Genomic DNA, 15,130 nt, shown 5'->3' with positions numbered 1-15,130 from the left:
TGCGACGATGGTAGTGTGGCAGATGCCATGCGAGAGTAGTACACCGCCAGGCTCCCAATAAATGGAAAAGCCCCAGTCGAAAGACTGGGGCTTTTTTATTTACTGCGATTCTGGCTGTGGATTACTTGGAGAGTAGTACAGTGAAGACGGGATTTAGGACTGCAAACAATTTTGCAGTCCTCCGGCTGAACGGCCCGAGCTCTGCGAAGGGCATTAAGGCTCCCAATAAAGCCAGAAAGGCCCAGTCTAACGACTGGGCCTTTTTGCATTTTACGTCCTGTAAAATGTCCTGCGGACCGGCTGTGCCGTCCAAATCCGCTCCTGCGGATTTAGTGCTTTATGGCATTCTGGTGGTCTATTGCCCGAGCAGGGCATTCCCATGCGAGTAGTACAGTGAAGCTGGAAGGAAGCCAATAATTTGGCTTCCTTCCAGCTGAACGGCCCTGAGCTCTGCGAAGGGCATCAAGGCTCCTATGGGCATTTTACACCCTATAAAATGTTTAATATTTACTTGTGCAACATGCAACATGCAACATGCAACATGCAACATTTGACATTTTTGTTCTACCGCAACAATCCGGTATTGTTTCATGATATTGCCAACAAATTAATCATGTTCCTCAAGATCATTTTGGCCGGATCCGCTGCAATCTTTAAAATCAGCTGCAAAATTATGGCAGTGCATAGCCCAGCTTATTCTCTTTTTAAAAATTCATATAAGATATTGATTAATAAATTTTTTTAACGCGGTGATAGAGTTTGTCGGCTTGTGCCGGATGACTTGTATTATGAGCTGGTTCAGTCAAATGTGTTGGAAGAGTGTCTGTTCAGAGCATATGAATTGCGCGAACAAAACAATTCTACTTATGATTGTTATGATAGATTTCTGCACAAACCAAACTGTACTTAGTGTTTGAACAGGGGATTTTTAACCATTTTAGCAGTCGATTATGGGACTGACTGCCATTTTCCTTTGGTTAAATAACCAATCACCCGGACATCTTTAGGAATAGTTTGTGCGGAAATATAACCTATTGCTGATTTATTTGTGGTTATATTTTTCAACATTTCAGTATCATCCAGTACAAAATGAGGACGTGCAGCTGCACCGGTAAATATCAGCCGTGACCAATAAGACTGGTATTGTGCGGCCGTCAGGTTAAGCAGACTGAGACAAAATTGCTGGTGCTGTTCTGAATCTCTGGCACTATGGAAAATCACAGCTGCAGAGCCGTCAGCAAAGGTGCTGGTTTTATTCAGATATAACTGGATCAGACTGTGCTGTTCCAGTTTGTTGGTATTGTTCTGATGTGCGATTAGAATTAACTCTGTTGCACTGAGCCGCAAACTCAGAAGCAGGGTGAGGGTTAGTATGATCAGTCGCATCTGTGCACCCTAAAACACAAAGTCTACGCCAAAAGAAAAACCCCGGAATTCGTCCACTCTTGGTTGACGATCCCGCCCTTGCATATAGTCGATTTTGAAACTGACACCAGGTTGCAGATCATATCTCAGTGTAAGAACATCCATCGAAAAACGGTTGGGTGTGGCCAGTCGCTGATAAACCTGGGTACCAATTTGCCTGAGCACAGGGTGGGAAATATCTTTCATAAATCCGAGATCGTTAATATCCTGCATGCTCCATTCGTGGTGATAAGTCAGGATAAAAGGATCAAATCGCCTGGATACTGCGATGTAATGTGCTGTATTACGTGGATCTGCACTATCAAGGATGCCGTAATTGGTTTTTTCACCTTCAATTTTCCAGTCACCAAACTGCAACCGGCCGCCAAAATAATAGTATCTGGCTCTTTTGGACATGCTTAACGTATCTAATAACTGTTGTTTTTCCGCCGGGCTGGCACCTGATGCTGCCAGGGCAGGTAATACCACAGGGAAAATCAGCTGCTCATCAATAGCTGAGCCGTCACCGTCGGCTTGCATTGCACCGCCAAACAAAGTCCAGTAGTCCCGTGATAGCTCAAGATAACCGTTAAAAATATTGTGTAATTTAATCGGCACTCCTTCAGGGCGTACACTCTTAAAGGTTTTCCCACTGAAATCACCAGTGATCAGCCGGTATTTGACAGCAAAATCACTCACTGTGGCTTTATGTTCAAATGACAAACCTTCAATGGTTTCAAAATCAAAATTCCAATACACAGCTTTGGGCAGCCGGGCGTAATCATGGGCATAACGCACATACTGAAAATCGGACTGGGCAAACAACGGATTAGCAATACGGCCAAAATTGAGTTGCATGTCGGGATTTAGCTGATAACTCAAAAAAGCCAGACTCATTTTAGCGCTGAAGTCGTCGCTACCTTTGGCCATTAATTGGATAGTTACACGTAAGGACTCTTGCAAATCTGTGGTGGTTTGCAATGCAAAAAGTGTTTCATCCCGCCAGATCAGTCCATCACTGGCATACATATCAACTAATTTCGGATTGTCGCCTTTGGGTAACATTTTACCGGCCCGTACAGAGCCAAAACCGTGAATGTCGGTTTCTGCAGCAACGCTACAGGCCAGCAATAACAGCACACTAGTCAAGTTGCGCAGCATGATAGGGGATCCTGATATCAAAAGTTGTTCCTTGTTGTTCAACACTGTGCACCTGAATATCACCTTGCAGATTAAATTTAACAATCCGATAGGCGATCGCCATGCCCAGACCACTGCTGCCGACGCCGAGTTTGGTGGTATAAAAAGGGTCAAAAACCCGTTTTTGTAACTCAGCCGCAATACCCATACCTTGATCACTACAACTTAAGCAAACTTCATTTTGGTGCAGTGCCAGGCGTAGCAGGCAGTTCCCGCCCTGACCCTGCGGAAAAGCGTGTTCCATCACATTGGATAATAAAGAACTGACCAGTTGTGCATAAAGCCCAGGCATACTGGACAGGATAATGTCAGGTTCTATCTGTAACTGCAGTTTGATCTGATGTTCGGTCAATTGATCCTGCATGCTGGCAACGACGTCCAGAATGTAATTGGACAAATTAAACCAGCGTTGTGCTTCGCCATGTTGTTCTTGTGATAATAGTTTGAAATTGTTAATTAATTGCGATGCTCTACTGGTATTGCTGATAATAAGGTGTGTGGCTTCATTTAGTTTATCTAACTGACCGACCAGTTGCGGTTTAGTCAGGCTGCCCGCTTCAGTATCATTCAGCAGTTGCTGAACCATGTCATGAATGCAGGTAATACTGGTGATTACCACCCCAAGCGGCGTATTCACTTCATGCGCCACCCCTGCAACCAGAGAGCCAAGTGATGCTTGTTTTTCCGACTGCAACAACGCATCCTGGGTTTGTTTCAGATGATTCAGAGCCTGTTCGGTGCGTTCTTTTTCTTGTTGTAGATCGGCTTTGGCCTGAGAGATAGTTTTGATATCGCCAGACAAGCGGCCTGATAAACCGGCAATACTGACCGCAACTTCTTCAAACTCATCTTCGAGACCAAGCAGTGGGTTCTGTACTATGCCATCCTGACTATTCACTGCTGCAGTTAAAGCCGCATTTAATTTTCGCAGCGGCTGTAGTACCAGTTTTGACAGTGCCAGCGACAAGCCCGCGGCCAGGATCAGAATTAATAACACCATTTCACCGGTCTGACGCAGCATAATTTGTTTCAGCTCGTCAGCAATATAATCGGTGCTGCTATAAAGTTTGAGTTGTCCAACACTGGTTTGCTGGCCGCCGAGAGTCAGCTCTATCGCTTTTTCCAGCACTGCATCATTCTGATTGTTGCTGCGTAATGTTTGATTTGGTAATTCAAGGCTGTTATCAGCACCATCTCTGATTTCAATTTTTCTGATGCCAGGATCTGTCAGGTGAGGGCCGACCAGCACTTCAAGTGAACCCGGATTAAAATTCCACACATCTATGGCGATGCTCTGGGCCAGCGTTTTGATCGTAGCATCCAATCTTGCTTTGTGCTGTTGGTTAAGCTGCTGATTACTTTGATACAAATGTGTAGCTGAGAGTAACAACTGACAAAAGATCAGAATAGCAGCCATGACCACCATTAACTTGCCGGTCAGCTTTAATCTGATCATGCGACCGCGGTCATCCATACGCTCTTGCTACCTTGTAAAAGTGCAACTGTGTCGCTTGGCGAGTTGCAATAACAACAGAATGTAACATGGTTCCCTATAGCAACTAATGCTAGCCGCAGATTATTAATTTACAAATTAAACAGTGAATTAGCTACATTAACTTTGTTATTTATTAATTGTTTTGCCGGCAAAAAGCCAGACCTCGGGTGAAGTCTGCAATAGTGCGTAAATGGCCATGCTGAGGTCTTAACGTTGACCAGTATCTGCTGGCTCCTTTATAGCTGCGTGCTTTGTGGTCCTTGGCGATAATGCCGTCTGTGGCCACCCATTTGGACATGATTTTTACACCACACCGTAAGTTTATCGCCGGATCATGCAATTTAACCGCATCAGTGATAGCGCAGCCGTAACGTTTTTGGTTGGCACTTTCAATAGAGATTTGCAATAAACCACGGGACACAACAGCCTGACCTTTGCGGTCACGGAATTTTTCGCGATAAAAACGATGGGGCTTAAAATTACTTTCAGGTTTTGCCATGGCAGATAACAGACCGACCCAGAATTTACGACGTTCGGACTTGGCAAGCAGGGGATAAGCCGGACAAAAGTACTGGACGTCTTTGGGCACCATCTCTACTAATAAAGAATTTGCCACAGCAGATTCGGCAGTTCTGGTCCAGCTACCATCTTTGTTACTTCCTGACCAGGCTGCATAGTCAATACTTGCCAGGCAAGATGTATTGAATAATGCCAACAGAACACACCAAAGTCTCATGCTGAATGTACATCCTTTCCACTTTATTATTGTTTTTTCAGCAGCAACCAGACCTGGCTATAGTCGCCACGGTGTTTGTTGTCCTGATAATAATGGTCCCAGTCGCGGTAATAACCGCTAAGCCAATCCAGTTGAAACTGGTTATTGGCAAAAGCGCCGCCGGTATCAGCCAGCACAGTTAACCGATAATGGATAGTGCCGCGCTCTGGCGTCGCCAGCAAGATTAGCTTACCAAGACCCAGATTGACAATATCACCTGCAACAGTCACTTGCGGTGCAATTGGAATTTTATAGTCGGCGTCTTTGCCATAACCCAACACACTTTTCACGTCTTTAAAATACCAATAACGCTGCTGTTGTTCTGGTTTGAGCAATCTGTTGTAAGGAATGCCATTACTGCGATGTACGTTTAAATAACGGTAACTGCCATCTGGTTTTGGGATTACAGCTGTACCCTGTAATAACGCACCTTCTAAGTCCTCTCTGCTGAGCCAGACCAAAGCCGGTGCTTTTAAAGGTTTTTGCTCCAGCGCACCTGCGACAATGTCTTGTTTACCCAGCTGAAAACGGGTGATTCTTTTGCCCAGTTTGTCGGCATCTTCGAGATTTAAATGGGCTTCATCAAAAGGCAAACCATACAGTGCTTGCGGGTGGCTGGCCGATTTTGCCGTCTGGCCATCAGCAATACGCACATAATATTTGGTTTGCAGCAGCTTATCTGCCGGCAGTTTTAATAACAGCGGTTTGTCTTTGGCAACTTTGGCCGCCGCTTTGGTGTCGGGGTACCAGCGCACAAATTCAAATTCTTGTTGCATAAAAGCCGGATCGGTCAGCCGTGATTTGCGGCCGGCCGCTTTATCTTGTTGGCTGACAGTACATAAAAACTGCAAGGTGCTTTTTATTCTGTTGAGGTCAAAACTCGCGCCCGCAATTTTGCCACCGTGAATAGCGGCAGGGTCATAACTTTGGCCTTTATTGAGGTACTTCAGCGTTTCGTCGGCAACAAAACATAAATCCTGGCTGTGATCGGGCCAGGTGCCCTGGGTAAAATCAGGTGTTTGTACGACAAAACGTGGCGAGGCCAGGGCAGTGACACTTATCAGGCTGGCAAACAAAATGAAAGGCAACTGCGGCACAACAAACTCCGGCAACTAAACAAAGTCGTCAGCCTATAGCGCTCTGTCATCCGGTGCAACATTTTCAGTGTGATGTAGGCCTGATTGCTGGTTTGGGCAGCAAAATCTCCGGCAAGCGTTGCTCTGACTTGCAGCTTTACTGCTAACTGGTTAAGTTAAAGTAAGTTTTTCTATCCAGGCTAAGCAGATGCCACACGATCATCACCACCATCATCAAGGCGAAAGCAGCAATATTGCCGTCGCTTTCTGGCTGAATTTTTGTTTTACGCTGATTGAATTTGTCGGCGGGTATCTCACCAACAGCGTAGCCATTATGGCCGACGCAATGCACGATTTAGGTGACTGTCTGGCAATTGGTTTTGCCTGGGTGGCCAGCAAGGTGGCAAACCGGGAAGCCAATGTGCGTTATAGCTACGGTTACCGGCGCTGGTCTTTATTAAGTGCTTTGGTGAACAGCGTTATTCTGGTGCTGGGTTCGGTATGGATTTTATCTGAAGCTATTCCAAGATTGTGGCAACCACAATTGCCGATGGCTGAAGGCATGATAGCTTTGGCTGTACTTGGTGTTTTGGTGAATGGCACTGCTGTTTATAAGCTGCGTCTTGGTAAAACCCAAAACGAGCAGGTACTGAGCTGGCATTTATTGGAAGACGTTTTAGGCTGGGCAGCTGTGCTTGTTGGCAGTATTTTGTTGTATCTGACCGGCTGGGCCTGGATTGACCCTGTGTTAAGTATTGGTTTTACCTGTTTTATTCTGCTGAATGTCTGGCGTAATTTGCGTAAAACTTTGCAGTTATTTTTGCAGGTGAGCCCAAGCCCAGAGCTTGCCGCTGAGCTTGCAGAAAAACTACAGGCTTTGCCTTTTGTGGCTGATTGTCATCATTTGCATTTGTGGTCGCTGGATGGTGAGCAGCACGTGTTGACTGTGCATCTGGTGCTTAAAGCCCAGGCTGATGGCCGCGAGCTGCCTTATTATAAATCTGAAGTCAGGCAACTGTTGGCACCTTATCTGCTTTCGCATACCACAGTTGAATTTGAAACAGCCGATGAAGCTTGCCGTGACAATAAAAGCAGCACAAGCTCTTTGCATGACCATGACCATGACCATGACCATGACCATGACCATGACCATTGCTCACACGGCGGGCATAAACAGCATGGGCATTAAACCCATAGTTGCATCTATCTGTTTTGCATGAAAAATTTGATGGAAGTGTTCAGTGGATAAGAATAAAGCGGCTGTGATCAGCCGCTTGGTATTTAAAGCGGATCGTCCAGACTGATTTCATCCAGCGTCAGTGAAAAACTAGCGGCAAAAGTATGCAGGAAATATTGCACTTCAGGCTCAGGATAACTTTGCAGCATTTTCTCCAGCCTTCTTTTGGCGATGGTAAATTCATGATTACCGGCCGAAATTTCTTCAATCGCCTTTAAATAAGCACAAAGGTGATCAGCAGCTTTTACCAGCCGTTTTTCTGCTTCGTTATACTGCACCGACAACAACAAAGGCTGATAAACAGCTTGTAATTCAGGCGGTAACATTGACAGCAGTTTTTGCTCGGCAATAGCTTCAATCTTTTTGTATTCCACCGCAATTTGCGGATTAAAGTATTTCACCGGTGTGGGTAAATCACCGGTGATCACTTCGCTGGCGTCATGAAATAACGCCAGAGTCGCCACCCGCTCCGGGTTAATGGCGCCTTTAAAAAGTTGCTGACCAATCACCGCCAGCATATGCGCCACCATCGCTACCTGATGGCTGTGCTCTGCCACGTTTTCGATATTGACGTTGCGCATTAACGGCCAGCGGTTAATCAGTTTCATCCTGAACAGATGAGCAAAAAAGTGGCTCTGTTGGCTCATAGATTGATCCGTTATTGCTGGCGATAACCAGGTAAAAACTGCGCCAGTTTGCCAAGCGCCATTTCCAGCTGTTCTTTATGCGGTAAAAACACCACGCGGAAATGGTCCGGCTCAGGCCAGTTAAAAGCACGGCCATGCACCAGTAACACTTTGTGCTGACGCAAAAAATCCAGCACAAAAAGCTCGTCGTCTTTGATGGGGAATTTTTTCCGGTCAATTTTCGGGAATAAATACATGGCTCCTTTGGGCCGCACACAACTTAAACCGTCAATATCGTTAATGAGCTTATAAGCCAAATCCATCTGGTCATACAAACGGCCACCCGGAATAATCAGCTCGTTAATGCTCTGATAACCACCCAGTGCGGTTTGTACTGCATGCTGGCAAGGCACATTGGCACAAAGCCGCATCGACGCCAGAATATTCAGGCCTTCAATATAATGCCGCGCCGCTTGTTTAGCGCCCGAGATAAACAACCAGCCGACCCGGAAACCGGCAATACGGTAGTTTTTTGATAAACCACCAAAAGTCAGCAGCACTAAATCATCGGCCAGCGACGCAGTTGCTATATGTTCGGCGCCGTCATATAAAATTTTGTCGTAAATTTCATCACTGAGCACCACCAGGTTGTGTTCACGGGCAATGGCTAATAAATCCAGCAACATGGCTTTGTTGTACACAGCACCTGTTGGGTTGTTTGGGTTTATTAATACTAAGGCTTTGGTGCGGCTGTTAATTTTGCTGCGAATATCAGCAGTATCCGGATACCAGTCAGCCGTTTCATCACAGCGGTAATGTACCGCCTTGCCACCGGCGAGATTCACAGCTGCTGTCCAGAGCGGGTAATCGGGTGATGGAATCAGTACTTCGTCGCCGTTATCTAAAAGCGCCTGTAACGACATTAAAATCAGCTCAGACACACCATTGCCAATATACACATCATCAGCGTCGGCGCCTAAAATGCCACGGCTTTGGTAATATTGCGCCACAGCAACCCGGGCCGGATAAATACCTTGTGAGTCAGTATAACCCTGGGCTGTTGGCAGGTTATGAATCACGTGTTTCAGAATTTCATCCGGCGCTTCAAAACCAAAAGGGGCGGGATTACCAATATTGAGTTTTAAAATACGATGGCCTTCTTCTTCCATCTTTTTTGCTTCGCGCGCAACGGGGCCACGAATGTCATAACACACACCATCTAATTTTTTCGAACGCTCAATTGGTTTCATACCGCTTACCTTACTGCCTCCGCATTTTGTTGAATTCAGACATCCATCCGGACATCTTGACGATTTAAATTTACTTACACCTTTTTACACAGCCACAGGTCTTTTGCAATCATACTGAGCCAAATTCCCGGAAAAAAAATGAGTTATGCTGAAATTATCTCAGGTTCCGCCAGGTGCTGTTGTTGTTTGCGAGATTTTTCATCTGTTTGAACACACAGGTATTTATATCGGCGAAGGTGAAATTGTTGAGCTGCAGGGCACAGGTTTAGTGCGTTCAGTGTCAATAAACCGCTTTTTTGATAACAGAAGTGGCAACCATTTGCTTGCAGCCTGCAACAGGGCAGGAAAAGTGATAACCAGCCACGAATGTGCAGAACGGGCAATCAGTCAGATATTTACCTATCAGCGATATGATTTATTAACCAACAACTGTCATCGTTTTACCCAGGCTTGTGTCAGTGGCCGCTCTTTACCCATCACCAGCTTTTTTGATTTAAAAACCGAATTAAGCCACTTCTGGCGTAGTGAAGTGTTGTGGCAGCAGGTTGATATCAACCAATAAAAAAACCACCTCAGTCTGAGGTGGTTTTTTTGGCTGCAAATGGTTGCAGTCTGTTTTTTATCGGTAAACATCCGCTTGATGAACTGCGCCTGATGTATATCCAGATAAAAGAGCCGTTTAGCGCGCGCTGTCGCGAACTACAGCATCACCTACACCCACTTCAACGGATATATTGGCTGAACCATGACCGCGGAAATGAATATCGCCACCGACCAAGTGACTGTTTTCTTTTACATTTTCTGTGGTTTTGACGCTGACTTCACCCACACCGGCACTCATTTCCACATCTTTGTAGTTGCTTAATAACACTTCGGCTGCAAAAGACCCAACACCAATTTCGGCACTGATGTCCGCAGGCTCTGCCTGAATGTCAATTTCGCCAACACCCAGTTGTAAATCGAGTGCCATGCCTTTGGGAATTTTCACCAGCCATTCTTGTTCTGTGTCATCCATCGGCACTGATACTGTCAAACGGCCGGCCTTCAGCGAAGACTCAAGTGTGGCCGAGTCGGCATCTGCTTCTTTAAACAACCATTTTTTGGCCGGTTTTACCTTCACTTCAACACTGATAGTGGCATCGTTGCTCTGTACAATTTTCACTTCGCCAACGCCATTTTGTACTTCAAGATGGGTGAGCTCGGCGGATGGAAATTGTGCTGAAAGTTGTTTCGCGGTAGCGGATGCAGAAACACAGCTCAGACCGGCAATCAGGGTTAAAACTAATACTTTTTTCATGTTATTTGCTCCTTGAGGGTAATTTGCTTAAGGGTTAGCATAAAACAGGCCATAATTAATTTTGTTTTTAATCAATGATTTAAAATATATTGCTTAGAACATTTTGTACTTAACACTATGTTTTGGTCGAAAAAGCTGGGCATAGTGGTTAAAATGACCAACCTGCAATAAATGAAGTAAGCAAATTTGTATTGATGTTGGTTTGTGGCTCATCACGTCAGCGCATTTTGCACAGAGGTAAGTTGGTTATGAAACTATGGCTGAAAACAACGGCGCAAACTTGTGCCGCTATTGCTGTGATCTTCGCAGCTGCCTATCCGTTTTTACGCTCCGATCCTTTGGCGGATGCTCAGGAGCTGGCCATCTGGCAAATGCCAAGCCGGATTTCGGCGCTGGACAGTGCTGATCAAAAAAAGCTATTGGCCCGGCTGACTTATCCGCAGCATATGCCTGCATTAAAAGCAGTGCCGGATTTTGCAGCCATTAAAGATACTGCCAAACGCAAAAAAGCCTTTTTTGAATATCTGGAACCTTTTATCGAACGTGAAAACGGCCGTTTGTTAAAACTGCGTGGTCAGATCCTTGAGTTACAACAAAAACGCGCTAAAAAACAAGAGCTTACTTTGGAAGAGTATGCCTTTATTTACAGCTTGTTTGATGAGTTTAAGGTGGATTATCCGGAAGCTGATGATACGGGTTTAAGCGACCTGTTAAGCCGGGTAGATGTGATCCCAAGTAGTCTGGTGTTAACACAGGCGGCGAAAGAATCAGGTTGGGGCTCCAGCCGTTTTGCCACTGATGGTTTTAATTTTTTTGGCCAATGGTGTTTTAAAGCAGGTTGTGGTTTTGTTCCTTCGAAACGTCCAGCCGGCAAATATCATGAAGTGGCGATGTTTAAAGATATAGCCGCCAGCGTGAATGCCTATTTTTATAACCTGAACACTTTTTATGTGTATGACGACTTACGTGCTATTCGCGCTCAATTGCGCAAAGAAGACGGCAAATTGACAGGTCAGAAGCTGGCGCAGGGTTTAATTCGTTATTCAGAGCGCGGTGAATCTTATGTCACTGAAATTCGTGACATGATTGCTGCCAATCATAAATTTATGGAAGAAAGTTAATGCGTTTTTGTCTGGTTTTGTTGGCCGCTTTGCTTGTTTCACCTTCAATGGCGAATACCCAGTTTAATTACGATGGTTTTTACGCCCGGTTGAAAAAAAGTGAAAAAGCAGAATTCAGCCATATTACTTTAGCTTTTATGCTGCAGCGCCAGGGCACACAACAGGCGTGTGAGCTGACAGCAGCGCGCATCACCACAGATATCAGTGACGATCCGCTGACCGTTGCTGCCAATGGCGAGCTGGTGTTGCCCTATTCAGAGTTATTAAACAACCGCAAGGCCTTGATTGTATTAAAACAACCCGAAGGTGCTGCACCTTGTGATCTAAATTTCCGGTTACGCAGCCGTTTACCGCTGGATGCCAGAGTGGAGCTCAGACAATTGCGGATGATGCACCGGCAATTTGATGCTTTGTTAAAAGAGCTGGCGGGGCTTGGCAAATATTTCCTGCCGCCCATGACGGGCGTTAGCCTGCAGTTTGCCGCTGAAGCTATGGTGCTGGCCGTGCCAGCTGAATTGAGTCAGGCCTTGCAGTGTGAAGAGAATCAATGTCAGCTGGATTTGACGCAGACAAAAGAGGTTGCTGATAGCCTTGTGCTTGAGTTTCAGCAGGCGCCTGCGTTGGTATTGCCATTATTACCGAGAAAATGACCAGCAATGCCAGTTTGCCATTGTTGCCATTGGCAACAATGGCGGCAGGTCTGGATTTGATGTTATTAACCCATCAAACCGAATTTTTAAAAACCACCAATACCGGGGTTTTGGTTACGGCCCTAAGTGGGGACAACCGGATCCAGGTGCGCCGGCCTTTATGGTCAAGAGTGGCGCCTGATCAACAGCTGCTTGCCGCCATTGCCAGCCAACCGAGTTTTTTATTGTATCCTGGTCCACAAGCGCAGTTGCTTGATGTGCAAAAGTGGCAGCTATATTGGCAGCAGCAATTACAACAAAATGCGGCAGAGACACATGAGCAACAAGCTGAAAGCAGCAATATTGGTCCTCCGGGTCCAAGGCTGCAGTTAATTGTGCTGGACGCCACCTGGCAGCTGGCGCGTAAAATGTACAATCAAAGTGCTTATTTAAAACAACTACCTGCGATATCACTGGATTCAACGGAAAAATCTGTTTACCGGCTCAGACGTAATCAACAGGATATGGGCTGGTGTACCGCCGAATCTGTTTGTATGTTGTTATCTGCTTTGGGTTATTTAAAGGCAGCAGCAGAGTTACAACAGTTGTTTCTGGCTTTTAATCAGCCAGAAAAAGCGGAAAAATAGCGGCGATGTTATCGCTATCTCTTGCTCAAAACTGTTTTTTGCATTTAAACAGTGAAGAAGTTATAAAAGCCACTTCATGCCGGAGCTGATTTTTTACACAGCGCATTTTGTTAAATACACCAGTGTGTTGCAGATAGATTGAAGTAGAGGGAACTGCAAATTTTTTCTGTTATGATGCGGTTCCATAAAAATTGTAATTTTCACTATGGAACGGGACCAATCTGATGGATAGCAAACATCCGCACTCTTCGCAATTAAACCGCCTTGATGATGATAAAAAAGTAACACGTGCAGTGATCCCGGTTGCCGGTCTTGGCACCCGCATGTTGCCCGCCACCAAAGCCATGCCAAAAGAAATGCTGACAATAGTCGACAAACCGCTGATTCAATATGTAGTACAGGAAGCGGTTGCAGCTGGCATTACCGAAATTGTGCTGGTGACACATTCTTCTAAAAACAGCATTGAAAACCATTTTGACACCAGTTTTGAACTGGAAGCTGCGCTGGAAAAACGGGTAAAACGGCAGTTGCTGGATGAAGTGCGTAATATCACGCCAAAAAACGTTACAGTAATTTCAGTGCGTCAGCCACAGGCGCTGGGCCTTGGTCACGCTATTTTATGTGCGCGCCCTGTGGTACGGAACCATCCTTTTGCCGTGTTGTTGCCGGATGTGATAGTGGACCAGTACCACAGCAATCTGAAAAAAGACAACCTGGCAGAAATGATCAAAAGATACAATGAAACGGGCCATAGCCAGATCATGGTCGAGCCAGTGCCGGCAAATCTGGTGAATCAATATGGCGTGGTTGATTTAGCCGGCGCTCCACTCAGTCAGGGCCAAAGTGTACCTGTGGTGGACATGGTGGAAAAACCGGATCTGGACGAAGCACCAAGTAACTTTGCTATCACAGGTCGTTATGTGTTGTCGCCCACCATCTGGGATTTATTGGCCTTTACGCCGCCTGGTGCAGGTGACGAAATTCAGTTGACCGACGCGCTGCATCAACTGCGTTTGCTGGAAGTGATAGAGGCTTATCATATCAAAGGCAAATCTCATGATTGTGGTAACAAACTGGGTTATGCCCTGGCCAATGCGGAATATGCATTACGTTCTGCTTTTGGCAGCGAGTTTAAAAGCAAATTAACCCAGCTGCTGGCGGAATAAGTCTGCAATGTTGTGCCGCAACAACCAGACGGTTGTGGCATAACAACTTCTGATGGTTCAAATGGATTGGGTAGTACCAGCGTGAAGTTTTAGTGTTCATTGGCTTTGTCGTCAACATAACGGACAAAACCGCAATCACTGCCCAAATCTGACAATAACGGATGTTTATATGAAATTTTTAGTCACAGGCGCAGCCGGTTTTATTGGCAGCCAGGTTGCAGAACAACTTTGTGCTCAGGGCCATCAGGTGGTCGGGCTGGATAATCTGAACGATTATTATGACCCAAAACTCAAAGATGCCCGTCTGGCGCGGATCAAAGCCGCTTTACCAGCGGCTCATGCATCTGCTTTTCGTTTTATCCAGCTGGATTTAAGCGACCGCGCCGGTATGGCCGCACTTTTTGCCACGGAAAAATTTAACAGAGTGATCCACCTCGGCGCTCAGGCTGGGGTACGGTATTCTATTGATAATCCAATGGCTTATGTAGATTCTAACCTGGTTGGTATGATGACCATTCTGGAAGGCTGCCGTCATCATCAGGTGGAACATCTGGTGTATGCCAGCTCTAGTTCAGTGTATGGCAATCAGCAAAAAGTGCCTTTTAGTGAAGCAGATCCTGTTGATATGCCCATTTCGTTGTATGCAGCCACCAAAAAATCCAATGAACTGATGGCGCATACCTATAGCCATTTGTACCAATTACCTACCACAGGACTGAGGTTTTTTACCGTTTATGGCCCCTGGGGCAGGCCCGATATGGCGCCCTGGAAATTTACCAAAGCCATTCTGGCAGGGCAGCAAATTGACGTGTACAACCATGGTCAGCTAATGCGTGACTTCACTTATATTGACGATATTGTTGAAGGTATATTGCGGGTTCAGGATAAAATTCCGGCCACAGCAGGATACCCGGTACAACAACAGAATAATCCTTATTATGCCTTGTACAACATTGGTAATAATCAGCCGGTTGCACTGGAAGACTTTATCAGCGCTATTGAAGCTGCGGCTGGGGTGAAAGCCGTGAAAAATTATCTGCCGATGCAGGCGGGTGATGTTTATCAAACTTATGCGGATGTCAGTCAGTTACAGCAACTGGTTGGCTTTAAGCCGGCAACGCCCCTTGCGCTTGGTATGCAACATTTTGTCGACTGGTTTAAAAACTACATGCGCCTGAACTGACACCAGATCTCAGAGCCTGCACAT

At 45.8% G+C, this 15,130-nt stretch carries 15 protein-coding genes; 7 read left to right on the top strand and 8 right to left on the bottom strand.

Annotated features, from left to right (window positions below; translation table 11 throughout):
• Nucleotides 1-948: 948 nt before the first annotated feature.
• From RCH83_RS10950 to RCH83_RS10930, 5 genes are all read right to left on the bottom strand, one after another.
• On the bottom strand, nt 949-1,386 hold the full coding sequence (locus RCH83_RS10950) for a hypothetical protein (protein WP_306521927.1): 438 nt from the start codon (nt 1,384-1,386) through the stop codon (nt 949-951).
• Between the two features lie 9 nt (nt 1,387-1,395).
• Complete coding sequence (locus tag RCH83_RS10945) at nt 1,396-2,565, bottom strand: hypothetical protein (protein ID WP_306521925.1); 1,170 nt, start codon at nt 2,563-2,565, stop codon at nt 1,396-1,398.
• Complete coding sequence (locus RCH83_RS10940) at nt 2,546-4,060, bottom strand: sensor histidine kinase (protein ID WP_306521923.1); 1,515 nt, start codon at nt 4,058-4,060, stop codon at nt 2,546-2,548. Before RCH83_RS10940 ends, RCH83_RS10945 begins: the two co-directional genes overlap by 20 nt.
• Before the next feature lie 172 nt (nt 4,061-4,232).
• Entirely contained in the window at nt 4,233-4,715 is a 483-nt protein-coding gene (locus RCH83_RS10935; RefSeq protein ID WP_306521921.1) for a transglycosylase SLT domain-containing protein, read from the bottom strand.
• 146 nt (nt 4,716-4,861) lie between these two features.
• Entirely contained in the window at nt 4,862-5,971 is a 1,110-nt protein-coding gene (locus RCH83_RS10930) for an MltA domain-containing protein (RefSeq protein ID WP_306521919.1), read from the bottom strand.
• A 187-nt stretch (nt 5,972-6,158) separates the two neighbouring features.
• On the opposite strand from RCH83_RS10930, the gene RCH83_RS10925 reads away from it, so the two are divergent.
• Nucleotides 6,159-7,139 (top strand): cation diffusion facilitator family transporter, encoded by a 981-nt coding sequence (locus RCH83_RS10925; protein ID WP_306521917.1) that lies wholly within the window; start codon nt 6,159-6,161, stop codon nt 7,137-7,139.
• 92 nt (nt 7,140-7,231) lie between these two features.
• Here the strand turns inward: RCH83_RS10925 and yfbR are convergent, their stop codons facing one another.
• Both yfbR and RCH83_RS10915 read right to left on the bottom strand, forming a co-directional pair.
• On the bottom strand, nt 7,232-7,834 hold the full coding sequence (gene yfbR / locus RCH83_RS10920) for a 5'-deoxynucleotidase (protein ID WP_306521914.1): 603 nt from the start codon (nt 7,832-7,834) through the stop codon (nt 7,232-7,234).
• Between the two features lie 11 nt (nt 7,835-7,845).
• Complete coding sequence (locus tag RCH83_RS10915; protein WP_306521912.1) at nt 7,846-9,063, bottom strand: pyridoxal phosphate-dependent aminotransferase; 1,218 nt, start codon at nt 9,061-9,063, stop codon at nt 7,846-7,848.
• A 145-nt stretch (nt 9,064-9,208) separates the two neighbouring features.
• Between RCH83_RS10915 and RCH83_RS10910 the strand changes: the two genes are divergently transcribed.
• Nucleotides 9,209-9,625 carry a lecithin retinol acyltransferase family protein gene (locus RCH83_RS10910; protein ID WP_306521910.1) on the top strand — a complete coding sequence of 139 codons (417 nt, stop codon included), beginning with the start codon at nt 9,209-9,211 and terminating at the stop codon, nt 9,623-9,625.
• A 117-nt stretch (nt 9,626-9,742) separates the two neighbouring features.
• Here the strand turns inward: RCH83_RS10910 and RCH83_RS10905 are convergent, their stop codons facing one another.
• Nucleotides 9,743-10,360 (bottom strand): hypothetical protein, encoded by a 618-nt coding sequence (locus tag RCH83_RS10905; protein ID WP_306521908.1) that lies wholly within the window; start codon nt 10,358-10,360, stop codon nt 9,743-9,745.
• A gap of 248 nt (nt 10,361-10,608) precedes the next feature.
• On the opposite strand from RCH83_RS10905, the gene RCH83_RS10900 reads away from it, so the two are divergent.
• The 5 genes from RCH83_RS10900 to RCH83_RS10880 all read left to right on the top strand — a co-directional run bounded on the left by RCH83_RS10900 (nt 10,609) and on the right by RCH83_RS10880 (nt 15,106).
• Entirely contained in the window at nt 10,609-11,481 is an 873-nt protein-coding gene (locus RCH83_RS10900) for a glucosaminidase domain-containing protein (protein ID WP_306521906.1), read from the top strand.
• A complete protein-coding gene (locus tag RCH83_RS10895; protein WP_306521904.1) occupies nt 11,481-12,131 on the top strand; it encodes a DUF2987 domain-containing protein in 651 nt (216 codons plus the stop codon). The genes RCH83_RS10900 and RCH83_RS10895 overlap by 1 nt, the downstream gene beginning before the upstream one ends.
• Nucleotides 12,128-12,757, top strand: a complete 630-nt coding sequence (locus RCH83_RS10890; RefSeq protein ID WP_306521902.1) for a tRNA-uridine aminocarboxypropyltransferase — start codon at nt 12,128-12,130, stop codon at nt 12,755-12,757. The genes RCH83_RS10895 and RCH83_RS10890 overlap by 4 nt, the downstream gene beginning before the upstream one ends.
• A 224-nt stretch (nt 12,758-12,981) precedes the next feature.
• On the top strand, nt 12,982-13,923 hold the full coding sequence (gene galU / locus RCH83_RS10885) for a UTP--glucose-1-phosphate uridylyltransferase GalU (protein WP_306521900.1): 942 nt from the start codon (nt 12,982-12,984) through the stop codon (nt 13,921-13,923).
• Between the two features lie 169 nt (nt 13,924-14,092).
• A complete protein-coding gene (locus tag RCH83_RS10880) occupies nt 14,093-15,106 on the top strand; it encodes an NAD-dependent epimerase (protein WP_306521898.1) in 1,014 nt (337 codons plus the stop codon).
• Nucleotides 15,107-15,130: the final 24 nt, after the last annotated feature.

The organism is Rheinheimera sp., from assembly GCF_030824435.1.
Lineage (GTDB): Bacteria > Pseudomonadota > Gammaproteobacteria > Enterobacterales > Alteromonadaceae > Pararheinheimera.
This window is presented reverse-complemented; position numbering and strand designations above follow the sequence as displayed.